Origin of the sequence: Pseudomonas sp. FIP_A4 (genome assembly GCF_036701605.1) — a bacterium.
Taxonomy (GTDB): Bacteria; Pseudomonadota; Gammaproteobacteria; order Pseudomonadales; family Pseudomonadaceae; genus Stutzerimonas; species Stutzerimonas phenolilytica.
Genome location: NZ_JAYDXP010000122.1, coordinates 274,129 through 295,952 on the forward strand (window position 1 = coordinate 274,129; position 21,824 = coordinate 295,952).

21 protein-coding genes and 2 pseudogenes are annotated in these 21,824 nt (G+C 65.2%); 12 read left to right on the forward strand and 11 right to left on the reverse strand.

Annotated elements, in window-relative coordinates; genetic code table 11:
• Nucleotides 1–23: 23 nt before the first annotated feature.
• From pcaF to U8L64_RS11390, 8 genes are all read right to left on the reverse strand, one after another.
• On the reverse strand, nucleotides 24–1,229 hold the full coding sequence (gene pcaF, locus U8L64_RS11355) for a 3-oxoadipyl-CoA thiolase (RefSeq protein ID WP_333397397.1): 1,206 nt from the start codon (nucleotides 1,227–1,229) through the stop codon (nucleotides 24–26).
• A complete protein-coding gene (locus U8L64_RS11360) occupies nucleotides 1,226–2,014 on the reverse strand; it encodes a CoA-transferase subunit beta (RefSeq protein ID WP_273527785.1) in 789 nt (262 codons plus the stop codon). Before U8L64_RS11360 ends, pcaF begins: the two co-directional genes overlap by 4 nt.
• The gene (locus U8L64_RS11365; RefSeq protein ID WP_043295968.1) at nucleotides 2,011–2,865 is read right to left on the reverse strand and encodes a CoA transferase subunit A; all 855 of its coding nucleotides are present in this window, start codon (nucleotides 2,863–2,865) and stop codon (nucleotides 2,011–2,013) included. Before U8L64_RS11365 ends, U8L64_RS11360 begins: the two co-directional genes overlap by 4 nt.
• A 180-nt stretch (nucleotides 2,866–3,045) precedes the next feature.
• On the reverse strand, nucleotides 3,046–3,888 hold the full coding sequence (gene pcaR / locus U8L64_RS11370; RefSeq protein WP_077683599.1) for a pca regulon transcriptional regulator PcaR: 843 nt from the start codon (nucleotides 3,886–3,888) through the stop codon (nucleotides 3,046–3,048).
• A 122-nt stretch (nucleotides 3,889–4,010) separates the two neighbouring features.
• Nucleotides 4,011–4,445, reverse strand: coding sequence for a hypothetical protein (locus U8L64_RS11375; protein ID WP_043295966.1), 435 nt, complete (start codon nucleotides 4,443–4,445; stop codon nucleotides 4,011–4,013).
• Between the two features lie 79 nt (nucleotides 4,446–4,524).
• On the reverse strand, nucleotides 4,525–4,677 hold the full coding sequence (locus U8L64_RS11380) for a hypothetical protein (protein ID WP_333397406.1): 153 nt from the start codon (nucleotides 4,675–4,677) through the stop codon (nucleotides 4,525–4,527).
• A complete protein-coding gene (locus U8L64_RS11385; RefSeq protein ID WP_008566751.1) occupies nucleotides 4,678–4,860 on the reverse strand; it encodes a hypothetical protein in 183 nt (60 codons plus the stop codon). It lies immediately after the preceding gene.
• Nucleotides 4,861–5,211: 351 nt separating this feature from the next.
• Nucleotides 5,212–5,967, reverse strand: coding sequence for a GntR family transcriptional regulator (locus U8L64_RS11390; RefSeq protein WP_333397411.1), 756 nt, complete (start codon nucleotides 5,965–5,967; stop codon nucleotides 5,212–5,214).
• Nucleotides 5,968–6,389: 422 nt separating this feature from the next.
• On the opposite strand from U8L64_RS11390, the gene U8L64_RS11395 reads away from it, so the two are divergent.
• Both U8L64_RS11395 and U8L64_RS11400 read left to right on the forward strand, forming a co-directional pair.
• On the forward strand, nucleotides 6,390–7,751 hold the full coding sequence (locus U8L64_RS11395) for an NCS2 family permease (protein WP_442965285.1): 1,362 nt from the start codon (nucleotides 6,390–6,392) through the stop codon (nucleotides 7,749–7,751).
• A 63-nt stretch (nucleotides 7,752–7,814) separates the two neighbouring features.
• The gene (locus U8L64_RS11400; RefSeq protein ID WP_043295962.1) at nucleotides 7,815–8,441 is read left to right on the forward strand and encodes a LysE family translocator; all 627 of its coding nucleotides are present in this window, start codon (nucleotides 7,815–7,817) and stop codon (nucleotides 8,439–8,441) included.
• 207 nt (nucleotides 8,442–8,648) lie between these two features.
• Here the strand turns inward: U8L64_RS11400 and uraH are convergent, their stop codons facing one another.
• The gene (gene uraH, locus U8L64_RS11405; RefSeq protein WP_333397417.1) at nucleotides 8,649–9,002 is read right to left on the reverse strand and encodes a hydroxyisourate hydrolase; all 354 of its coding nucleotides are present in this window, start codon (nucleotides 9,000–9,002) and stop codon (nucleotides 8,649–8,651) included.
• A 289-nt stretch (nucleotides 9,003–9,291) separates the two neighbouring features.
• Here uraH and puuE point away from each other — a divergent pair, with 289 nt between their 5' ends.
• The 8 genes from puuE to U8L64_RS11445 all read left to right on the forward strand — a co-directional run bounded on the left by puuE (nucleotide 9,292) and on the right by U8L64_RS11445 (nucleotide 18,029).
• Nucleotides 9,292–10,224, forward strand: coding sequence for an allantoinase PuuE (gene puuE, locus U8L64_RS11410; RefSeq protein WP_273527795.1), 933 nt, complete (start codon nucleotides 9,292–9,294; stop codon nucleotides 10,222–10,224).
• The gene (uraD, locus tag U8L64_RS11415; protein ID WP_333397421.1) at nucleotides 10,221–10,736 is read left to right on the forward strand and encodes a 2-oxo-4-hydroxy-4-carboxy-5-ureidoimidazoline decarboxylase; all 516 of its coding nucleotides are present in this window, start codon (nucleotides 10,221–10,223) and stop codon (nucleotides 10,734–10,736) included. Before puuE ends, uraD begins: the two co-directional genes overlap by 4 nt.
• Nucleotides 10,737–10,800: 64 nt before the next feature.
• Nucleotides 10,801–11,796: an allantoicase gene (gene alc, locus U8L64_RS11420; RefSeq protein WP_156716365.1), complete on the forward strand. Its 996-nt coding sequence runs from the start codon at nucleotides 10,801–10,803 to the stop codon at nucleotides 11,794–11,796.
• A 59-nt stretch (nucleotides 11,797–11,855) separates the two neighbouring features.
• Nucleotides 11,856–12,359, forward strand: coding sequence for an ureidoglycolate lyase (locus U8L64_RS11425; RefSeq protein WP_077683605.1), 504 nt, complete (start codon nucleotides 11,856–11,858; stop codon nucleotides 12,357–12,359).
• Between the two features lie 48 nt (nucleotides 12,360–12,407).
• Entirely contained in the window at nucleotides 12,408–13,637 is a 1,230-nt protein-coding gene (locus tag U8L64_RS11430; protein WP_077683606.1) for a urate hydroxylase PuuD, read from the forward strand.
• 134 nt (nucleotides 13,638–13,771) lie between these two features.
• The gene (locus tag U8L64_RS11435) at nucleotides 13,772–15,103 is read left to right on the forward strand and encodes a nucleobase:cation symporter-2 family protein (RefSeq protein WP_333397426.1); all 1,332 of its coding nucleotides are present in this window, start codon (nucleotides 13,772–13,774) and stop codon (nucleotides 15,101–15,103) included.
• A gap of 139 nt (nucleotides 15,104–15,242) precedes the next feature.
• The gene (locus U8L64_RS11440; RefSeq protein WP_333397429.1) at nucleotides 15,243–16,823 is read left to right on the forward strand and encodes a cation:proton antiporter family protein; all 1,581 of its coding nucleotides are present in this window, start codon (nucleotides 15,243–15,245) and stop codon (nucleotides 16,821–16,823) included.
• Nucleotides 16,824–17,204: 381 nt separating this feature from the next.
• On the forward strand, nucleotides 17,205–18,029 hold the full coding sequence (locus U8L64_RS11445) for an outer membrane protein OmpK (protein ID WP_054093696.1): 825 nt from the start codon (nucleotides 17,205–17,207) through the stop codon (nucleotides 18,027–18,029).
• 208 nt (nucleotides 18,030–18,237) lie between these two features.
• Here U8L64_RS11445 and U8L64_RS20380 read toward each other — a convergent pair.
• Nucleotides 18,238–18,783, reverse strand: a pseudogene (locus U8L64_RS20380) (methyl-accepting chemotaxis protein); the annotation flags it as partial.
• Between the two features lie 309 nt (nucleotides 18,784–19,092).
• Nucleotides 19,093–20,169, reverse strand: a pseudogene (locus U8L64_RS20385) (HAMP domain-containing protein); the annotation flags it as partial.
• Nucleotides 20,170–20,467: 298 nt separating this feature from the next.
• Here U8L64_RS20385 and U8L64_RS11455 point away from each other — a divergent pair.
• Nucleotides 20,468–20,917 carry a DMT family transporter gene (locus tag U8L64_RS11455; RefSeq protein ID WP_054093695.1) on the forward strand — a complete coding sequence of 150 codons (450 nt, stop codon included), beginning with the start codon at nucleotides 20,468–20,470 and terminating at the stop codon, nucleotides 20,915–20,917.
• Nucleotides 20,918–21,193: 276 nt separating this feature from the next.
• Complete coding sequence (locus U8L64_RS11460; RefSeq protein WP_167136249.1) at nucleotides 21,194–21,820, forward strand: TetR/AcrR family transcriptional regulator; 627 nt, start codon at nucleotides 21,194–21,196, stop codon at nucleotides 21,818–21,820.
• Nucleotides 21,821–21,824: the final 4 nt, after the last annotated feature.

A 21,824-nucleotide genomic window follows, 5' to 3' on the forward strand; every position in this document is an offset into this window, starting at 1 on the left:
CGCGGACTCTACCGTGCCTGCATTCAGATCCGCTCAACTGCCAGCGCCAGGCCCTGGCCGACGCCGACGCACATGGTCGCCAGGCCGAGCTTGCCGCCGGACTTCTCCAGCTGGTGCACCGCGGTCAGCACCAGGCGCGCGCCGCTCATGCCCAGCGGGTGGCCGAGGGCGATGGCGCCGCCATTGGGGTTCACGCGGGCATCGTCATCGGCCAGGCCTAGCGCGCGGATCACCGCCAGGCCCTGGGCGGCGAACGCTTCGTTGAGCTCAATCACATCGAACTCGTCCACCGCCTTGCCCAGGCGCTCGCAAAGCTTCTTCACCGCTGGCACCGGGCCGATGCCCATGACCCGCGGCGCGACGCCGGCGCTGGCCATGCCGAGCACCTTGGCGCGCGGCTTCAAGCCGTATTTCTGCACCGCCTCGGCGCTGGCGAGGATCATCGCCGCCGCGCCGTCGTTGACGCCCGAGGCGTTGCCGGCGGTGACGGTCTTGCCCTCACCGTTGACCGGCTTGAGTCTGGCCAGGGCCTCGGCAGTGGTGTCGGCGCGCGGATGCTCGTCGGTGTCCACCACGCTCTCGCCCTTGCGGGTCTTGATCACCACCGGGACGATCTCCTCGGCGAAGAAGCCGGCCTGCTGGGCCGCCGCGGTGCGCTGCTGGCTGCGCAGGGCGAAGGCGTCCTGGTCGGCCCGGTTGACGTGCCAGTCATCGGCGACGTTGTCGGCGGTCTGCGGCATGGCATCGACGCCGTACTGCGCCTTCATCAGCGGGTTGATGAAGCGCCAGCCGATGGTGGTGTCCTCGATCTTCTGGCCGCGGCCGAACGCCGTGTCGGCCTTGCCCATCACGTAGGGCGCGCGGGACATGGACTCCACGCCGCCGGCGATGGCCAGTTCCAGCTCGCCGCTGGCGATGGCGCGGAAGGCCGAGCCCACCGCGTCCATGCCCGAGGCGCACAGGCGGTTCAGTGTCACGCCCGGCACGCTGTCCGGCAGCCCGGCGAGCAGCGCTGCCATGCGCGCGACGTTGCGGTTGTCCTCGCCGGCCTGGTTGGCGCAGCCCATGAACACCTCGTCGATCGCCGCCGGGTCGAGTTCGGGGTTGCGTTCGAGCAGGGCCTTGAGCGGGATCGCCGCCAGGTCGTCGGCGCGCACCGCCGCCAGCGCACCACCGAAGCGGCCGATAGGCGTGCGCACGGCATCGCAGATGAAGACGTCGCGACTCATTCGTCACCTCCAGCCTGACCGTGGGCGGCGGCGGTGCGCGCTTCCAGGGCGCGCAGTGCAGCCAGTTCCTCGGCGCGCGGCGCCTCGGTGGTGGCGACCTCATCGGCGAAGCGAATCGCCCAGCCGGTGTTCTCGATCACCTGCTCGCGGGTCACGCCCGGGTGCAGCGCGGTGACGACGAACTCGTGGGTACCGGCTTCGGGCTCCATGATGCACAGGTCGGTGATGATCGCCACCGGGCCCTTGCCCGGCAGGCCGAGCTGCTTGCGGTGCTCGCCGCCCTCGCCGAAGCCGACCGAGGTGATGAAGGCCAGCTTGTCGACGAAGGTGCGGTGCGACTGCTTGAGGATGATCAGCACTTGCTTGGCGCTGCCGGCGATCTCCGGCGCGCCGCCGGCGCCCGGCAGGCGCACCTTGGGCTGGTGGTAGTCGCCGATCACCGTGGTGTTGATGTTGCCGTACTTGTCCACCTGCGCCGCACCGAGGAAGCCGACGTCAATGCGCCCGCCCTGCAGCCAGTAGCGGAAGATCTCGCCGGTGGGGACCACGGTGTCGGCGGTCTCGGCCAGTTCGCCGTCGCCGATCGATAGTGGCAGGACGTTCGGCTTGGCGCCAATCGGGCCGGATTCGTAGATCAGCACGACTTCCGGCGCATGGGTCAGCCGCGCCAGGTTGGCCGCCTTGGATGGCAGGCCGATGCCGACGAAGCAGACGCTGCCATTGCCCAGGCGGCGGGCGGCGGCGACGGTCATCATTTCATTGGTGCTGTAATCGTGAACGCTCATCGGATGGCCTCCCCTGCGAGCTTTTGCTTGAACTCGGCGAAATCGGCCGTGCCGCGGATATACGTGTCGATCCAGGCGCCGAACGCCGCGCGATCACGGGCGATCGGGTCCCAGGCCTGGTAGAAGCGGTTGTCGCGCTCGTAGTAGCCGTGGGCGTAGGATGGATGCGCGCCGCCCGGCACCAGGCAGACGGCAGTCAGCGCCCAGGTCGGCAGCACACAGGCGTTCATCGGCGCGTTGAGGTCATCGACGATTTCCTCGACGGTGACGATGCAGCGTTTGGCGGCCAGGGCGGCCTCCTTCTGCACGCCGAGGATGCCCTGGATCAGCACGTTGCCCTTGCGGTCGGCCTTCTGCGCGTGGATCACGGTGACGTCCGGACGCACGCTCGGCACGGCGGCCAGCACCTCACCGGTGAACGGACAGGTGACCGACTTGATCACCGGGTTGACCTTCGGCAGGTCGGAACCGGCGTAAGCACGCAGCACGGCGAACGGCAGGCCCGAGGCGCCGGCGACGTAGGCGTTAGCGAGGTCGGCGTGACTGTGCTCCTCGATCTCCAGCGGCTGCGGCCACTGCTTCTCCACCGCATCGCGCAGGCGGTGCAGCGAGCCGACGCCGGGGTTGCCGCCCCAGGAGAAGATCAGCTTCTTCGCGCAGCCGGCGCCGATCAGCAGGTCGTAGACCAGATCGGGCGTCATGCGCACCAGGGTCAGCTCCTGTTTGTTCTGGCGCACGATCTCGTGGGCCGCGGCGGTGGGGATCAGATGGGTAAAACCTTCCAGCGCGACGGTATCGCCGTTCTGGATGAAGCGCTCGACGGCTTCGCGGAGCGAGAGGAGTTCAGCCATGAGTCGGATCTCGTGTGGTTTTCATTACGCCGTATGCGTTGGAGAAAACGGTAACGGTCCAGCTCACACCTAACAATCCGATAATCGACATACCGTTCGATTATCGAACCAAATAGCGCCTTCACACCGCGCCAAGCGCACGACGCCACGCACCGGCTGCGAGGCCCGACCGATGCTGCGTCAATGAAACAGCCGCGTGCTCAGTTCGCGACTGGCTTCGAGCAGCACCGGCAGGAAACGCGTCTCCAGCTCCTGACGCGAGACACGTCCCGCATGGGTGCCGACGTTCAGCGCGGCCAGCACCTGGCCGGCGGAATCCTTGAGCGGAACCGCCAGCGAGCGCAGGCCAACTTCCAGCTCCTGGTCGACGATGACCCAGCCCTGACGGCGGATTTCCGCGATGCTCGCCCGCAGTGCCTCGGGCGTGTGCAAGGTGCGGCTGGTCTTGACCTGCAGGTCGGCGCGCTCGAGGTATTCGTCGAGCGCCGTGTCGTCCAGCGCCGCCAGCAGGATGCGGCCCATCGACGTGCAATACGCCGGCAGTCGGCTGCCCACTGACAGGTCCACCGAAATCAGCCGCTGTGGCGTGGCTGAGCGCGCGACGTAGAGCACCTCGTCACCTTCCAGCGTGGCCATCGAACAGGCTTCGTGCAGCTGCTCGCTGAGACGATCGAGGATCGGTTGCGCGGTCAGCGCCAGCGGCGTCGAGGACAGGTAGGCATGCCCCAGCGTCAATACCTTGGGCAGCAGCGAATAGGTGCGCCCGTCGGTGGTGACGTAGCCGAGCTTCATCAGCGTGTGCAGACAGCGTCGCACGGCGGCACGGGGTATTTCGGTGCGATGGCTGATCTGCGCGATGGTCAGGTGGCGCTTGCGTTCCTGGAAGGCGTGGATCACCGCCAACCCGCGCGCCAGCGAGGTCATGAAATTGGGATCGCCGGTCAGCGCTTCGATGCGCTTGGCCGGCGAGGCGACGATGGGCGGCGCCATCGCGGCGGGATGGAAGCGCGTGTCGTCGGTCATGGCGATGCTCCGGAAGGCGGCTGACGGTTGGGCGATTATCGACATCCTGCTCGATAATCGCCACCCCACTCACAGGGAGTCACCTGAGCCCGTCACGCAACGCCGACCGCTTTAGCGCGGCTTCAGTGTTCGCGTCGTCCGTCGCGCTGATGTTCACGCCAGCGGCCTTGCGGCTGCGCTTTATACAAGCCGGCACGGTGCGTCGGTTTACCCTGCGGTCTGGGCTCTGGCGCGCGGCTGTAAGACCTGGACGGGTGCCGTCTGTCGCCGTCGAAACGTCGGTCGTGCCGATCGTAGCGATAGTCGCCACGGTCGTGGCGACCGTCGTAACGACGGTCGTAGTGGCGCTCGTGACGGTCGTAGTAGCGAACCGACGGTGCATAGCGACGATAGTCGTGGCGGTCGTAGTAGTAGTAACGCGTCGGATAGCTCGAGTGGTGATGATCCTTGTAGCCACCGTAGTAATACGGCCGGTAATAGTCATGATCGCCGTGACCGTAAACCGTACAGCCACCCAGCAGGCTCAGCACGAGAAGCAACAGGGGGAGTCGGGGCATGATTGCCTCCTGAGAAACAAGGTCGGCGTAGCGACCCTGTCAGAGCGGAACGCGGCGGGCGAGGCGCCCGCCATCGGGGTCAGCAGTTGCCCTTCTTCGCTTGCCCTGGCGGACAATGCGGCGGGCCGCCATGCCCCACATCGCCGATATCGATACCGATACCCGGCAGACGCAGGCTGCAGCCGGACATCAACAGGGCCGCCAGCGCAACAGCAAGCAGGCGCGAGATCATTTAGCAGCTCCCTTTCATGCGATGGCCTGGCGGGCAGAAGCCACCACCGCCGTGACCATGACCACCGATATCCAGATGCACCGCGTCGGCATCGCCGATACGCGCATGCACACCCGGCGCGCTGAAACTGCAACCCGTCAGCCCCAGCGCTGCACTGAGCAATACCACTGTCCAGATTCTCATCGAGATACTCCTTGATTCTCAGCGGGCCATCGCCCGATCCACCCGCGCCCGCAATGCGGGGCTGGGCGAAGAATCAGACCGCAAACGAAACGGTCGCGTTCCGTTACGGGGTATTAATTCTTTCTCGATCAAGGGCGTGTTCGATTGCGTTTACCGATCACGGCACGCGCGCGAGGAACAGAGAGCCTGCTGCGTCTGCACGACTGGATATCTTGGAAGGGCACGCGCGGTTGTGCCGGTTATGAGCAACCACCGCGGCGGCAGGATGCGAACGGCGAACGGGCACACGCCGATCGGCCCCGGCCGCGAATCGGGCATGGGAACCGATTCGCGACGCGGCCGGTGAGGCCGTCAGCGCTTCTTCGCGGCTTTGCCGTTCTTGCCGAGGATGTGCGAGAACACCGCGTGCAGGTCGCCCGAGGCGCTGTCTTCTTCGAGGTTGAGCTTGCTGTCGATGTGATCCATGTGATGCAGCATCAGGCGCACGGCCAGTTCGGTATCGCGTGCGGCAATGGCATCGATCAGTTCGTTGTGCTCGTCGTAGGAGCAGTGCGAGCGGCTTCCGCTTTCGTACTGCGCGATGATCAGCGATGTCTGCGAGATCAGGCTGCGCTGGAAACTGATCAGCGGGGCGTTCTTTGCCGCCTCGGCCAGCTTGAGGTGAAACTCGCCGGACAGGCGGATGCCGGCGCCGCGGTCGCCGCGGGCGAAGCAGTCGCGTTCGTCGCTCACCATCTGTCGCAGCTCGGCCAGCTGGGCGCCGCTGGCGTGCTGTACCGCGAGCTCGGTGATCGCACGCTCGACCAACCGGCGGGCAAAGAAGATCTGCCGCGCCTCGTCGACGCTCGGGCTGGCCACCACCGCGCCGCGATTGGGCCGCAGCAGCACCACACCCTCATGGGCGAGTCGCGACAGTGCACGGCGAATGATGGTACGGCTGACGCCGAAAATTTCCCCCAGCGCTTCTTCGCTGAGCTTGGTGCCCGGGGCCAGCCGCTGTTCGAGGATGGCGTCGAATATGTGCGCGTAGACGATATCGTCCTGGGTTCCGGTCCGGCCTTTGCCCGCGCGTGTTGGTTTCTTCAGCGGCTGCAGTTGTTCGTTCATCGAGAGTTCGCATCCTGGTGTCGGCAGCGCAACTTTACTGTGTTCCGCGAGCCGCTGGCAGTTCGCCGAAGCAGATTGGCGAAAATGACGCACCCGACGATTGTGCACAATCTATCACACGAAATGCTCTGGAATGCGCGACGCGGTTCGTTGAATCACCCACTTTTCGGGTGCTCGAAACCGCCGCACGAGCCTGTATCAGTATCGTACCGTTGCGCTTCGCCCGAATATTCCACCTTTGGTTAGATGCGATCACGACATTCGACGCGAATTTTATAGCCAATCCGCGTTTGCTTTTTTTGTATACAACATCATAATCGCGACACGCCTTTCTGACCTCTCAGTCAACTTGAGACAGATCGAGCGCACCCATCACCCGCCCTCGGGAGCAGTCAGGCTCTGGGTGATCGACAACAAGAACGATGAGGAACACCCCAGTGGAAAACATCACGCAGGAACAGCGGGCCACCCCGGCGCAGCACCGGGCGCCCGGCCGACTCGATCGCTTCTTCAAGCTCAGCGAACACCGCACCAGCGTGCGTACCGAGCTGCTCGCAGGCCTGACCACGTTCGTCACCATGGCCTACATCATCTTCGTCAACCCGAACATCATGGCCGAAGCCGGCGTCGACCACGGTGCCGCCTTCGTCGCCACCTGCATCGGCGCGGCGCTGGGCTGCTTCCTCATGGGTTTGTACGCCAACTGGCCGGTCGGCCTGGCACCGGGCATGGGCCTCAACGCGTTTTTCACCTACACGGTGGTCGGCGAGATGGGCTACAGCTGGCAGATCGCGCTGGGTGCGGTGTTCATCTCCGGCGTGCTGTTCGTCTTCATGAGCCTGTCGAAGATCCGCGAATGGCTGCTCAACAGCATTCCGATGAGCTTGCGCTTCGCCATGGGCGCCGGCGTCGGACTGTTCCTCGGGCTGATCGGCCTGAAGACCGCCGGCATCGTGGTGGACAGCCCCGCCACGCTGCTGACGCTGGGTTCGTTCGGCGAGCCTTCGGCGCTGCTCGCCGGCATCTGCTTCCTGCTGATTGCCGTGCTCAGCCATCGCAACGTATTCGGCGCGATCCTGATCGCCATGCTGACCGTTACCGCCATCGGCTGGGCCTTCGGCCTGGTGGAGTACCGCGGTCTGGTGTCGATGCCGCCGAGCCTGGCGCCGACCTGGCTGGCGATGGATATCCTGGGTGCACTGGACGTGGCGATGATCAGCGTGATCCTCGCCTTCCTCTTCGTGAACATGTTCGACACCGCCGGCACGCTCATGGGCGTCGCGCATCGCGCCAACCTGGTGGATGACGAGGGCCGCATCAAGGACCTGTCGCGCGCGCTGAAGGCCGACAGCACCTCCAGCGTGGTCGGCGCGTTCGTCGGCTGCCCGCCGGTGACCAGCTACGTGGAAAGTGCCTCGGGCGTCGCCGCCGGCGGCCGCACCGGACTTACCGCGATCACGGTCGGGTTACTGTTTCTCGCCGCCATGTTCCTCGCCCCGCTGGCCGGCATGATTCCGGCCTACGCCACCGCCGGCGCACTGATCTATGTGGCCATGCTGATGATGAGTGGCATGGCGCACATCGACTGGAAAGATCACACCGACACCATCCCGGCCATCGTGACCGTGGTGATGATGCCGCTGACCTTTTCCATCGCCAACGGCATCGCGCTGGGTTTTCTCACCTACGCCACGCTGAAGCTGTTGACCGGCCAGCGCGATAAGGTGTCGATCAGCCTGTACGTGCTGTGCGTGATCTTCATCGCCAAGTTCGCGTTCCTCTGACGAGGTACGCATCACCGCCCCGTCGCATCGCGGCGGGGCTTTTGCATTTGTCAGGAGGAAATGATGAGTCTGGAAACCTGGTTGTTGTATGCGAGTGCGGCGCTGGTGGTGATTTTGATCCCCGGTCCGCTGTCGCTGTTGATGATCAGCAACAGCCTGAACTACGGCGTGCGCCGTTCGTGGCCGGCCTTTCTCGGCGGGGTCACGGCCTCGATCCTCCTGCTCAGCGCCTCGGCGCTGGGGCTCGGCGCCATCCTGCTGGCGTCGGAGCGACTGTTCAGCGCGCTGAAGCTGATCGGTGCGCTGTATCTGTTCTATCTCGCCTGGCAGAGCTGGCAGGAGGCACGCCAGGCCCCGGCCGCGCGAGCAATCGAAACCCCGGCGCTGGCACCGCGCTTCGGTCGGCTGTTCGGACGGGCGTTCATGCTGGGAGGCAGCAACCCGAAGGACATCCTGTTCTTCGCGGCCTTCCTGCCGCAGTTTCTCAGCGCCGGGCAGCCGTTGCTGCCACAGTTGCTGGTGATGATCGTGACCTGGGCGGTGCTCGATCTGTGCTGCAAGCTGGCCTACGGGCTGGGCGCGCAGGGCGCGGCGCGCTACCTGCGCACCGGGCGCGGGCACGTATGGTTCAACCGGACCAGCGCGGCGCTGTTTGGGGGGGCCGGGGCGGCGTCTCTGATGAGTCGGTGACCTGGCTGGCCGCGTAGCGGCGGCTCGGGCCGTGTGGAAAACGCTACGCGGTTTTCCGCACGACCCGAGCCGCCGACACCATAGGAAAGTAACGCCGAGCAACGCGCGATCTGTAGCCCACACTGCGCGCCTCCACCGCCCATAAAAAACCCGCCACAAGGGCGGGTAAAAAGGGACTCAGGGAGAGTCGTTGCACGGCAAACGGAATCAGCTACCCCGATAGGTGGAATAGCTGTACGGCGAAATCAGCAGTGGCACGTGATAGTGATCCTGCCCGGCATCGATGCCGAACCGGAGCACCACTTCATCGAGAAACGCCGGCGCTCCCAGCGTCACACCGCGGCGCCGGTAGTAATCGCCCGCCTGGAAATGCAGCTCGTAGACGCCCGAGCGGTAGTCGTCCCCTTCCAGCAACGGGCTGTCGCAACGGCCGTCGGCATTGGTTTCGCGGGTAGCGACCAACTCCAGGCCCTGCCCTTCGACGCGAAACAGCGTCACCTTGATGCCGCTGCCCGGACAACCGTGCGCCGCATCCAGTACGTGTGTGGTCAAACGTCCCACGAGCACCTCCGCTTGTTTGAAAGTGGCTTGAGAATAGCCAAGTCGACGCAAAACATTCAAGACAATATTCTTACTTTTTGTATACACAGTAGAAACATCACGCTTTCCACCGCCCGCCCTATCAGCCACCGCTCCGGCACCGCTAAAGATCAGCGACATATAGCAGACTGCCATAAGCCAGCGGGCGGCACGCTCGAAGATTTTTATGGTTTACATTGGGTAATCTATTTTGTATACAATCAGGTCATCCGGTCGCGCTGCTGCGACCCGCCATACAGGACCCATCGCCGTGAGCGCCGACTACCCCCGCGACCTAATCGGTTACGCCAGCAACCCGCCCCACCCTCAATGGCCAGGCGAGGCTCGTATCGCCCTGTCCTTCGTGCTCAATTACGAGGAAGGCGGCGAACGCTGCGTGCTGCATGGCGACAAGGAATCCGAGGCTTTCCTCTCCGAGATGGTCGCCGCGCAGCCGCTGCAGGGCGTGCGTAACATGAGCATGGAATCGCTTTATGAATACGGCAGCCGTGCCGGCGTCTGGCGCCTGCTCCGGCTGTTCAAGCGCCACGACATTCCACTGACCATCTTCGCCGTCGCGATGGCCGCCCAGCGCCACCCGGAAGTGATCAAGGCGATGGTCGCCGACGGTCACGAGATCTGCAGCCACGGCTATCGCTGGATCGACTACCAATACATGGACGAGGCCGAGGAGCGCGAGCACATGCTCGAGGCCATCCGCATCCTCACCGAACTGACCGGGGAACGCCCGCTGGGCTGGTACACCGGCCGCACCAGCCCCAACACCCGGCGCCTGGTACGCGAGGAAGGCGGCTTTCTCTACGACTCGGACACCTATGACGACGACCTGCCCTACTGGGACCCCGATTCGGCGCCGGTCAAGCCACACCTGGTGATCCCCTACACGCTGGACACCAACGACATGCGCTTTACCCAGGTGCAGGGCTTCAACAGCGGCGACGACTTCTTCAATTACCTGAAGGACGCCTTCGACGTGCTCTACGCCGAAGGCTGCGAAGGCGCACCAAAGATGCTGACCATCGGCATGCACTGCCGCCTGCTCGGGCGTCCGGCGCGCATGGCCGCGCTGGCTCGCTTCATCGACTACGTGAAGGGGCATGAGAAGGTCTGGTTCGCCCGCCGCGTCGATATCGCGCGCCACTGGCACACCACCCACCCCATGACTGCGGAGCGCAACGCATGAGCGCGTTCAAGACCATCAAGCCTTCGACTCTCGACCGCGACGCCTTCGTCGCCGCCTTTGCCGATGTCTACGAGCACTCGCCGTGGGTCGCCGAAACCGTCTACGACGCCGGCGTCGACGCCACGCTGGACGACATCGACGTCATGCACCGCCGCCTGTCGCAGGCCATGCTCGCCGCCGACCACGCCACCCAGCTGGCACTGGTCAACGCCCACCCGGATCTCGCCGGCAAGGCCGCCATCCGCGGCGAGCTGACCGCAGCAAGCACCAACGAGCAGGCCGGCGCCGGCATCCATGAATGCACCGCCGAGGAGTTCGCCCGCTTCACCGAGCTCAACGATGCGTACAAGGCCAGGTTCGGCTTCCCCTTCATCATGGCGGTCAAGGGCAGCGACCGGCACCAGATCCTCACTGCGTTCGAGGAGCGTATCCACAACAGTCCCGAGCAGGAATTCGCCCGGGCGCTGGCGGAAATCAACAAGATCGCCCGGTTCCGGCTGGAGGCGATGTAACAGGCAACACCGCAACACAGGCAACAAAGGCAGAAACCGCTCAATTCCAATCAGGGCAGATGACATGAAAGCTTACGCCGCACCCTTCGAAAAATACGTCAACCTGGCCGACGCCCGTCTGGGCACCCGTGCCATTTCCGTCACCGATGACTGGTTCGCCGATGTCAACCGGATGTTCCAGCCCGGTCCGGCCGTATGGAAGGAGGGCGTGTTCGATGACAACGGCAAGTGGATGGACGGCTGGGAGTCGCGCCGCAAGCGCTTCGAGGGCTATGACCACGCGGTGATCCGCCTTGGCGTGCCGGGCTGGATCAAGGGTGTGGACATCGACACCAGCTTCTTCCGCGGCAACGTGCCGCCGTCGGCCTCGCTGGAAGCCTGCTTCGTCGCCGAGGGTGACCCGCGCGAAGACACGGTCTGGACGGAAATCCTTCCGGCGGTGGACCTCAAGGGCGACAGCCACCACTACCACGAGATCGCCTGCGAGCAGCCGGTCAGCCACCTGCGTTTCAATATCTACCCGGACGGCGGTGTGGCGCGTCTGCGCGTGCACGGCATCCCCTATCGCGACTGGAGCAGCATCGGCGACAACGAACAGGTCGATCTGGCTGCCGCACTCAACGGCGGTCGCGCGCTGGCCTGCTCCGACGAGCACTTCGGTCGCATGAGCAACATCCTCAACCCGAACCGCGGCGAGAACATGGGTGACGGCTGGGAAACCGCGCGCCGCCGCACGCCAGGCAATGACTGGGTGATCGTCGCCCTCGGCCATCCGGGCGAGATCGAGCGCATCGTCGTCGACACCCTGCACTTCAAGGGCAACTACCCGGACAGCTGCACCATCCAGGCGGCCTACGTGAAGGGCGGCACCGACAGCCAGATCGAGACCCAGAGCCTGTTCTGGCGCGAACTGCTGCCGAGCCAGAAGCTCTCCATGCACGCCGAGCACGAGTTCGTCGAGCAGATCGCCAAGCTCGGCCCGGTGACCCACGTGCGCCTGAACATCTTCCCGGACGGCGGCGTCAGCCGGCTGCGCCTGTTCGGCAAGGTGGCGCGCTGAGTCACGGGCAGGGCGGCGCACGTCGCCCTGCCTCCCACCCCATTAATAACGAGATTGCCATGCGTACGCTGACCATCGAACCGCTGACCAAGGAAGCCTTCGCCCCCTTCGGCGACGTCATCGAGACCGAGGGCAGCGACTATTTCATGATCAACAACGGCTCCACCCGCCGCTATCACAAGCTGGCAACGGTGGAGACCGCACAGCCGGACGACCGCGCCATCATCAGCATCTTCGCCGCCGAAGCGCTCGAGATGCCGCTGGTCATCCGCATGCTGGAACGTCATCCGCTGGGCAGTCAGGCCTTCGTGCCACTGCACGGCAACCCCTTTCTGGTCGTGGTCGCGCCACTTGGCGATGCACCTGTACCGGGCCACGTCCGCGCATTCGCCAGCAATGGCAGGCAGGGCGTCAATTACCACCGCGGCGTCTGGCACCACCCGGTGCTGACGATCGAAAAGCGGGATGAATTCCTGGTGGTCGATCGCAGCGGTTCTGGCAACAACTGCGACGAGTTCTTTTTTACAGAGGATCAGCAACTCCTCCTCGACCCCCAACCCTAATAAGAAAGCCCGGCCCTCTCTGCGAAGGTCGGGAAGAGGTACGTAAAAATGGATGCTCATCTGACCGAATGGCTAAACCTGGGAATCCGCTGGATTCACATGATCGTCGGCATCGCCTGGATCGGTGCTTCGTTCTATTTCGTCTGGCTGGAGAACAACCTCAACCGCAGCAACCCGCGCGAAGGGCTATCGGGTGACCTCTGGGCCATCCACGGCGGCGGTATCTACCATCTGGAAAAATACAAGCTGGCACCGCCGCAGATGCCGGAGAACCTGCACTGGTTCAAGTGGGAGGCCTACACCACCTGGCTGTCGGGCGTCGCCCTGCTGCTGGTGGTCTACTACCTCAACCCGAGCCTGTACCTGATCGCACCGGGCGTCGAGCTGTCCCCCGCCGCTGCCGTGGCTATCGGCTTCGGTTCGCTGATCGTCGGCTGGTTCATCTATGACCTGCTCTGCGATTCACCGCTGGGCAAGACCCCGGCGCTGCTCGGTCTGGTGCTGTTCGTGCTGGTGATTGCCGCCTGCTGGGGCTACACGCAGATCTTCAGCGGCCGCGCAGCCTACATCCACACCGGCGCGCTGCTCGGCACCATCATGGTCGGCAACGTGTTCCGCATCATCATGCCGGCGCAGCGCGCACTGGTCGCCGCTATCGAGCAGAACCGCACGCCTGACCCGGTGCTGCCGGCCAAGGGCCTGCTGCGCTCGCGGCACAACAACTACTTCACCCTGCCGGTGCTGTTCATCATGATCAGCAACCACTTCCCGAGCACCTACGGCAGTCAGTACAACTGGCTGATCCTCGCCGGTCTGGCGGCACTCTCGGTCCTGGTGCGGCACTTCTTCAACACCCGCCACGACAGCAACCGCTTCGCCTGGGCACTGCCGGCAGCAGCCGTCGGCATGGTCTGCCTGGCCTTCGTCACCACGCCGAATCGCCAGCCGACCGCGCCGAACCTCGCCGCCACCCCGGCCGAACGCGCCAGCGCAGCGGCCGCCGCCCATGCGCAGGGCTCGATGTTCGAGGAGGTCAACGAGGTGATCCACGAGCGCTGCACCGTCTGCCATTCGGCCCAGCCGAGCAGCCCGATGTTCAGCGCCGCGCCGGCCGGGGTGATGTTCGATACGCCCGAGCAGATTCGCCAGCAGGCGGCGAAGATCCACGCGCAGAGCGTCGCCAGCCAGATCATGCCGCTGGGTAACATCACCCAGATGACGCAGGATGAGCGCGACCTGCTTGCCAACTGGATCGCCCAGGGCGCCAGCATCGAGTGACACTCCCGGGCCGTACCTCTTCGGGTACGGCCCGATCATTCCTATAAAAGCCAACGCTGCACGACGAAATACCCGGCCCCTCCTCGAGGGCGCTATCGCGAAAGCCAACAACAAGAATCGCCCGAGGTGTTTTGATGAACGACCAGAATCCGCCCGCCGAGCGGCGGTTGCCGCCCCTGCAACTGCTGCTGGTGAGCCTGCAGCACGTGCTGCTGATGTACGGCGGTGCCGTTGCCGTGCCGCTGATCATCGGCCAGGCGGCCGGCCTGTCGCGCGAGGAGATCGCCCTGCTGATCAATGCCGACCTGCTGGTGGCGGGCATCGCCACGCTGGTGCAGTCGCTGGGGATCGGCCCGGCCGGCATCCGCATGCCGGTGATGATGGGCGCCAGCTTCGCCGCGGTGAGCAGCATGGTGGTGATGGCCGGCATGCCCGGCGTCGGTCTCACCGGCATCTTCGGCGCGACCATCGCGGCCGGCCTGTTCGGCCTGCTGATCGCCCCCTTCGTCTGCAAGATCGTGCGCTTCTTCCCGCCACTGGTAACCGGCACGGTGATCACCTCAATCGGCCTCTCGCTGTTCCCGGTGGCGGTCAACTGGGCTGGCGGCGGCAGCGGCGCGACGCAGTTCGGCGCGCTGCACTATCTGGGCGTGGCGACTGCGGTGCTGGCCACGATCCTGCTGATCAACCAGTTCATGCGCGGCTTCTGGGTCAATGTCTCGGTGCTGATCGGCATGGCGCTGGGCTACCTGCTGGCCGGCATGCTGGGAATGGTCGATCTGTCCGGGCTCGCGCAGACGCCGGGGCTGCAGGTGGTGACGCCGAACCACTTCGGCGCGCCGACCTTCTCGCTCGCGCCGATCCTGTCGATGTGCCTGGTGGTGGTAATCATCTTCGTCGAGTCGGCCGGCATGTTTCTCGCGCTCGGGAAGATCACCGGCGAAACCGTCGATCCGCAACGCCTGCGCCGCGGGCTGCTGTGCGACGCCGGCGCAACCTTCTTCGCCGGCTTCATGAACACCTTCACCCACTCCTCGTTCGCGCAGAACATCGGCCTGGTGCAGATGACCGGCGTGCGCAGCCGCTATGTCACCGCGCTGGCCGGAGTCATCCTGATCAGCCTCAGCCTGCTGCCCAAGGCGGCGTTTCTGGTTGCCTCGATTCCGGCCGCGGTACTCGGCGGCGCCGGCATCGCCATGTTCGGCATGGTCGCGGCCACCGGCATCAAGATTCTTCAGGAAGCCGACATCGCCGACCGTCGCAATCAGCTGCTGGTGGCGGTGAGCATCGGCCTGGGCATGGTGCCGGTGATCCGTCCGGAGTTCTTCGCCCATCTGCCGCAGTGGATGGAGCCGATCACCCATAGCGGCATCGCCGTGGCGACCATCAGCGCGGTGACGCTCAACCTGCTGTTCAACGTGGTCGGCGGCACCGAGCGCAGCCTGCTCACCGGCGCGAGCCACTGACTACGCGATCCGTCGAGCATGAGGCCCGCCATTGGCGGGCTTCGTGCTTTTCGCGAAAACGAATTGCGATCGATCATCCACGGATTCGCCGGCTTGGCTAAAATGCGCGCCCCGCCATCGCCGCCGGACACCTTCCCCGATGATTGAAGCCAGCTGGATCGCCTTCGCCTTCACCCTGGGCCTGATCGCCCGCGCCATCGGCCTGCCGCCGCTGATCGGCTACCTGGGCGCCGGCTTCGCCCTGGCGGCGGTGGGCGAGCACGTCGGCGTCGGCCGCCAGGACGGCGTGATCCTGCAGCATCTGGCGCACCTGGGCGTGCTGTTGCTGCTGTTCACCGTCGGCCTCAAGCTCAAGTTGGGCAACCTGGCGCGCCGCGAGGTGATCGGCGGCAGCCTGCTGCACTTCGCCATTTCCAGCGTGCTGGTGCTGCCGGCGATCGTGCTGGTCTTCGATGCCAGCTGGCAGGAGAGCCTGCTGCTGGCCATCGCGCTGTCATTCTCCAGCACCGTGCTGGCGGCCAAGGTGCTGGAAGGCAAGCGCGAACTGAAGGCCTTCCACGGCCGGGTGGCGATCGGCGTGCTGATCATCCAGGACCTCATCGCGCTGGTGGTGATGAGCCTGGCGGCGGGCCAGGTGCCGTCGCCCTGGGCGCTGCTGGTGTTCCTGCTGCCGCTGCTGCGTCCGGCACTGTTCCGCCTGCTCGATCACAGCGGCCATGAGGAGCTGATGGTCCTGCTCGGCCTGATGCTGGCGCTGGTGGTCGGCGGCATGGGCTTCGAGGCGGTCGGGCTGAGTTCGGAACTCGGTGCGCTGGCCTTCGGCGCCATGCTCGCCAAGCACAAGCGCGCCACCGAACTTTCCAACTCGCTGTGGGCGATCAAGGAAGTGTTCCTGGTCGGCTTCTTCCTGCAGATCGGCATCGGCGGCCTGCCGGATACCAACGCGATGATCTTCGCCACGGTCGTGGCGCTGCTGCTGCCGCTTAAGGGCATGCTGTTCTTCTTCCTGTTCCTCAGCTTCCGCCTGCGCGCGCGCAGCGCGTTCCTCAGCGCCTCGAGCCTGACCAACTACAGCGAATTCGGCCTGATTGTCGCCAGTGTGGTGCTGCCGCAATGGCTGACGCCGCTGGCGATCAGCGTGGCGCTGTCGTTCGTGGTCTCCGCGCAGCTCAACCGCGTCGCCCACCCGGCCTACGAACGCCTGGCCAAATGGCTGATCCCGCTGGAACGCAACACCCGCCATCCCGACGAGCAGCCGGTGTCGCTGGGCGATGCGCAAATCCTGGTGATGGGCATGGGCCGGACCGGGCGCGCCGCCTACGATCACCTGCTGCGCAAGGGGTTTCGCCTGGTCAGCCTGGACTCCGACCCGGTGATGGTTGAGCGCAACGTCGCCGAAGGGCGCAACGTGTTCTTCGCCGACGCCGAGGACCAGATGTTCTGGCAGAACCTGCAGATGAACGACGTGCAGGCCGTGGTGCTGGCGATGAACGACGCCGAGGCCAAGATCATCTCCACCACCAAGCTGCGCTCGATCGGCTTCAAGGGCCTGATCATCTCCCACGCGCTGTACGAAGACATCGCCCAGCGCATCCAGGCAGCCGGCGCCGATCACACCTACCTGACCATGACCGAAGCCGGCACCGGCCTCGCCGAGAACGTCGCGCGGGAACTGCTGCCCGAAGAGGCGCGGCCCGCCGCCGAACGACTGGCCGGATGAACGGCAGGAATAATTGTGCACAATCCGCACATCTTGTTGTTTAAAATACTGTGCACAGGTTGTTATAGTCTGCCCATCCCGCGTTCCCTCTCGCTGTGCGGCGCGCGGGTGTTGGAGGCGCCGTGAAGCCTCTCAAGCCGAACAACAACAAATAAGGCAGGCTTAACCATGACCGCAATCCGCAGCGCTGCCGCTCGCCATCGCCGTACCGGCCGAGCAGCCCACGCCCACCCGCCCGATTCCGTCCACGCATCATCGTCTTCCGACGATGCGTTCGCGGCGCCATCGCTTCGCGCTCTTGCGCCGCCCGGCGCATCACCGACAATACGCGCCGCTCACTGCCCGGCTTCACGCACAAAGATTTCCACAGGGACCACCACCATGCATTTCAAGACCGCCCCGCTCTGCCTCGCCCTCGCCGGCAGCCTTCTCGCCGCCCCCGCGATGGCCGGTGACGCGCTGCTCTGGCAGGACAACAGCCTGACCTACCTGTACGGCAAGGATTACAAGATCGACCCGGACACCCAACAGACCGTCACCTTCGAGCACGCCAGCGGCTGGACCTGGGGTGACATGTTCCTGTTCGTCGACAACATCTGGTACAACGGCCCCAACGGCAACGACGGCCACACCTACTACGGCGAGTTCAGCCCGCGCCTGTCGCTGGGCAAGATCAGCGGCCGTGACCTGTCGTTCGGCCCGGTCAAGGACGTGCTGATCGCCGCCACCTACGAGCGCGGCGAAAGCCAGGCCGACGGCACACCGAACCAGAACTACCTGCTCGGCCCGGCGGTGGACCTCAACGTACCCGGCTTCGACCGCCTGGCGCTGAACCTCTATTACCGCAAGCCCGACGGCAGCACCGGCAAAGCCTCCGGCCAGTGGCAGTTGACCCCGACCTGGGCGATGACCTTCCCGGTGGGCAAGTCGGACATCCTCTTCGACGGCTTCATCGACTGGGTGATCAACGACGCCGGTTCCGAGCGGCGCGGCGACTTCATCTCGAAGAACCTGCACATCGTGCCGCAGATCAAGTACGACCTGGGCAAGGCGCTGGACTACACCCCGGGGCGGCTCTACGTCGGTATCGAGTACGACTACTGGTCGAACAAGTACGGCATCGAGGACGGCGGCTACGTGAGCCGCAACTTCGTCGGCAAGACCGATCAGAACACCTTCAGCGCCATCGTCAAGGCGCATTTCTAGGGTCTGATACAGGCCTGATGCGGTAAGAAAAAAGGCGACCTGCGGGTCGCCTTTTTCGTGGCTCGGCCAGTGCTGTCGCAGCGCCCGCGCTTTCCGGGTGGCGCCGGAACCCAGCTCCGGCGCACTCGGTAATCAGCGCGCTCTCAGGAAGTCGCAACGCACCGGCGTTCCGGCCTTCCAGTTCAATACCCCTTCCCTAAGCAACCGCTTACAGCCGAAAACTGCCCATCTGCCGCCCGAGGGCTTCGGCCAGTTGCGAGAGCGCCTGGCAGTCGCTGCGGCAGGCCTGCACATCGCGCGCCGTGGCCTGGGCCAGGTCGGCGATACCCTGCACGTTGCGGGTGATCTCCTCGGTGACGCTGCTCTGCTCCTCCGTCGCGGCGGCGACCTGGGTGTTCATGTCGCTGATCGCCTCGACCTGCTCGGTGATCGCGCCCAGCGACTGACCGGTGCGCTGGCTGGCCTGCACGCCGGTACCGGTGGCCGCCTGCCCGGCGTGCATCGAGGCAACCGCGTTGTCGGCCCCGCTCTTGAGCCGCTGGATCATCTGCTGGATCTCGTCGGTCGACCCCTGCGTGCGGCTGGCCAGCGTGCGCACCTCGTCGGCGACCACGGCGAAACCGCGCCCCATCTCGCCGGCCCGCGCCGCCTCGATGGCCGCGTTCAGTGCCAGCAGGTTGGTCTGCTCGGAAATGCCCCGGATGACCGCCAGCACCTGATCGATCGACGCCACCTGCTGCGCCAGTTCGGTCACCGAGCCGGCCGCCTCGCCGATCTCGCCGGACATCTTCTCGATATGCGCGATCGACTCGCCGACCACCCGGCGCGCCTGCACCGCCTCGTCGCGCGCCCCCTGCGAGGCCTGCGCCGCGCTGCTGGCATTGCGCGCGATCTCCTGCACGGTCAGCCCCATTTCGTGCACGGCGGTGGCCACCATGTCGGTCATCTCGTGCTGGCGGCCGGCGCGCGCGGCGGTGTTGTCGACCACCTGCGCGACCTGGCCGACGGCGTTGCGCAGCCGCTCGCTGGTCGTCAGCACGTCGCCGATCAGTTCACGCAGGCTGCCGAGGAAGCGATTGAAGCCGCGCGCCAGGTCGCCCAGCTCATCGGCGCGGCTTTCATCCAGACGCCGCGTCAGGTCACCACCGCCGCCGCCGATCTCCACCAGCGCCGCGGTTACCTGCCGGATTGGTCGCACCAGCCCGCGCGCCAGCAGCACGATCACGCCGAGGAACGCCAGTCCGACGGCCGCGCCGATCAGGCTGGTGACCCACAGCGTGCGCCGTGCTTCACCGAAGATCTCGGCTTCGGGCACCTCGCTGACCAGCCACCAGCCGAGCGCCTCCAGCGGCTGCGCCATCGCCAGGAATGCCTCGCCGTCGCGCTCGAAGCGCACCACCTTGCCGCCGCCGCTGCGCAGTTCGCCGGCCGCCGCATCGCCGGTCAGCTCGGCCAGCGCCACACGGTCGTTGTTCTCGTTGCGAGGATGCACCTTGACCCGGCCGTCGGCGCCGACCAGATACACCTCGCCGCGCTCGCCGAAGCGGAAATCGGCCACCAGCTCGGACATGCTGCTCAGGCTGTAGCCCAGTCCGGCGACGCCGAGGGTGCGGCCGTTGGCGCTGATGCGCTGGTTGATGAACAGCGTCGGCTGGCGGGTGGTCTTGTCGATGTCAATCTCGAAGCGTTTACCCACGCCGCCGTCGATCAGGCTGTAGAACCAGGCGTCGCCCGCCGCTGCGCGCGACAGCGTGCGGCTCAGGCCGGTCTCGGAATAGTAATTGCCGCTGTCGAGTACCGCGATCGAGGTCGTCAGCGCGTTCTGCTGCGTCTTCACGCCTTGCAGATAGCGGGCGATGGCTTGCCCCTCGCTCGCGTCCTCGCCGGCCGTGAGCCAGTCATGCACCAGGGTATTGCCGGCAATACCGGCCGTTGCGGTAACAGGCCCGCTGAGCGTGCGCTCGATATCGTTGCGGATGGCAGTGATGTTGGCTGGCAGGGCTTCGCCGATCAGGTAGCGCTCGGCAAGCCGGTCGACGGCCGAGGCATAGACCAGGATCACGATCAGCAAGCTGGCCAACAGGGCCGCGCCCATGCTGACAGCCAACTGCCATTGGATACTGCGTTGCATGAAGCGCATGGCATGACTCCGGGTTTTATAGGTATTAACGATTATTCTGTGGACAATCTTGTATACCGAGAGCACGACTCGGTAAGTCGCTATCGGCTTGCGCAGCCATTTACTTGATACCGCTCGTCCATTACAGAACCCGCATGCGACGGGACTGATCTGGCCTACCCGGTTCGCGCGCGTAGCACCTGCGGTGCGATGGCACGCTCGCTTGCAACGCCACCTGCGGGCGTTACGCAAGATGAATGGGAACCCCCCACGCAATTAATGTATACAATCTTTGAGAGCCTTGTCTGGAGAATTTACGATGCCGATGCTTGCCTGGTGGCTACTCGCCCTCCCCCTGATCGCCGGCGCGCTGTTGCCGCTGCAGGCCGGGATGAATGGCGAAGTGGCACGCCAGCTCTCCAGCGTGATGAACGCCGCGCTGGTATCGTTCGCAGTCGGCACGCTGGCGCTGTTGTGCATCGTGCTGGTTCAGCGCGACCCACCCACCCTGCAGGGATTGCGCGGAATCACCTGGTGGCACTGGAGCAGCGGCCTGCTCGGTGTCTTCCTCATCGCCACGGCGGCGTATGCCGCACCGCGCGTGGGCGCCTCGCTGTTCATGGCGCTCCTGCTGGCCGGGCAATTGCTGATGGCGCTGCTGCTCGACCAGTTCGGCTGGGCCGGCTATCGCCAGGCGCCGATCAGCCTGAGCAAGGTGGGCGGCATGCTGCTGGTGTTCACCGGCGTCTGGCTGATCCGGCGCGGATGATCGGACGACTCCGCATCCAGCACCTGCGTGCCGTGCTGGTATGCGGTGCACAACGCAGCGCATCGCCGGTCGCGCGAGGGTTCGTATCGCAGTGATCGATGAGCGAATAAAGCTGTACACCTGACTGAGCGCACTCGGGTGCCGAATCGTCCCTGCAGTTCACCCTTGTTGGAACCGCCCCGCTGCAGCAGAATTTCCGCACTTTTTGCCCAGCGCTCGTCATTGAGCAATCCCGGGTCGGTATCGACCGGCCCCGCCGCGGAAATCGAACAATCCATGTCCAGTATCCGAGAGCGCAACAAAGAACTGATCCTGCACGCCGCCAGCGAGGAATTCGCCGAGAAGGGCTTCGCCGCCACCAAGACCAGCGATATCGCCGCACGCGCCGGGCTGCCCAAGCCCAACGTCTACTACTACTTCAAGTCGAAGGAAAATCTGTATCGGGAGGTGCTGGAGAGCATCGTCGAGCCGCTGCTGGAGGCTTCGGCGCCGTTCAACCAGCCGGGTCAGCCGGCGGATGTGCTGCGCGCCTACATCCGCACCAAGATCCGTATCTCGCGCGATCACGCCTGCGCCTCGAAGGTCTTTGCCAGCGAGATCATGCATGGCGCGCCGCACCTGTCGCCGGAACGCATCGCCCAGCTCAATGCACAGGCGGCGCACAACATTGCCTGCATCCAGCGCTGGATCGATCAGGGCCTGATGACCCGGATCGACCCTCATCACCTGCTGTTCAGTATCTGGGCGGCGACGCAGACCTATGCCGACTTCGACTGGCAGATCAGCACCGTCACCGGCAAGGCGCAGCTCGACGATGCCGACTATGACGCCGCCGCCGAAACCATCATCCGCCTGGTCCTCAAAGGCTGCGAGATCGACGAGGCAGCCGCTCCGTCTGCGTGAGCGT

Excerpts from the sequence above, each read along its gene's own strand:
- U8L64_RS11375 (WP_043295966.1), bottom strand. The coding sequence starts at position 4,445 with ATGCCCCGACTCCCCCTGTTGCTTCTCGTGCTGAGCCTGCTGGGTGGC.
- U8L64_RS11430 (WP_077683606.1), top strand. The coding sequence starts at position 12,408 with ATGGATGCTCATCTGACCGAATGGCTAAACCTGGGAATCCGCTGGATT.
- pcaF (WP_333397397.1), bottom strand. The coding sequence starts at position 1,229 with ATGAGTCGCGACGTCTTCATCTGCGATGCCGTGCGCACGCCTATCGGC.
- uraD (WP_333397421.1), top strand. The coding sequence starts at position 10,221 with ATGAGCGCGTTCAAGACCATCAAGCCTTCGACTCTCGACCGCGACGCC.
- U8L64_RS11440 (WP_333397429.1), top strand. The coding sequence starts at position 15,243 with ATGATTGAAGCCAGCTGGATCGCCTTCGCCTTCACCCTGGGCCTGATC.
- U8L64_RS11400 (WP_043295962.1), top strand. The coding sequence starts at position 7,815 with ATGAGTCTGGAAACCTGGTTGTTGTATGCGAGTGCGGCGCTGGTGGTG.
- U8L64_RS11445 (WP_054093696.1), top strand. The coding sequence starts at position 17,205 with ATGCATTTCAAGACCGCCCCGCTCTGCCTCGCCCTCGCCGGCAGCCTT.
- U8L64_RS11385 (WP_008566751.1), bottom strand. The coding sequence starts at position 4,860 with ATGAGAATCTGGACAGTGGTATTGCTCAGTGCAGCGCTGGGGCTGACG.
- U8L64_RS11435 (WP_333397426.1), top strand. The coding sequence starts at position 13,772 with ATGAACGACCAGAATCCGCCCGCCGAGCGGCGGTTGCCGCCCCTGCAA.
- U8L64_RS11360 (WP_273527785.1), bottom strand. The coding sequence starts at position 2,014 with ATGAGCGTTCACGATTACAGCACCAATGAAATGATGACCGTCGCCGCC.
- U8L64_RS11365 (WP_043295968.1), bottom strand. The coding sequence starts at position 2,865 with ATGGCTGAACTCCTCTCGCTCCGCGAAGCCGTCGAGCGCTTCATCCAG.
- U8L64_RS11380 (WP_333397406.1), bottom strand. The coding sequence starts at position 4,677 with ATGATCTCGCGCCTGCTTGCTGTTGCGCTGGCGGCCCTGTTGATGTCC.
- U8L64_RS11460 (WP_167136249.1), top strand. The coding sequence starts at position 21,194 with ATGTCCAGTATCCGAGAGCGCAACAAAGAACTGATCCTGCACGCCGCC.
- alc (WP_156716365.1), top strand. The coding sequence starts at position 10,801 with ATGAAAGCTTACGCCGCACCCTTCGAAAAATACGTCAACCTGGCCGAC.
- pcaR (WP_077683599.1), bottom strand. The coding sequence starts at position 3,888 with ATGACCGACGACACGCGCTTCCATCCCGCCGCGATGGCGCCGCCCATC.
- U8L64_RS11395 (WP_442965285.1), top strand. The coding sequence starts at position 6,390 with ATGAGGAACACCCCAGTGGAAAACATCACGCAGGAACAGCGGGCCACC.
- U8L64_RS11455 (WP_054093695.1), top strand. The coding sequence starts at position 20,468 with ATGCCGATGCTTGCCTGGTGGCTACTCGCCCTCCCCCTGATCGCCGGC.
- U8L64_RS11390 (WP_333397411.1), bottom strand. The coding sequence starts at position 5,967 with ATGAACGAACAACTGCAGCCGCTGAAGAAACCAACACGCGCGGGCAAA.
- U8L64_RS11425 (WP_077683605.1), top strand. The coding sequence starts at position 11,856 with ATGCGTACGCTGACCATCGAACCGCTGACCAAGGAAGCCTTCGCCCCC.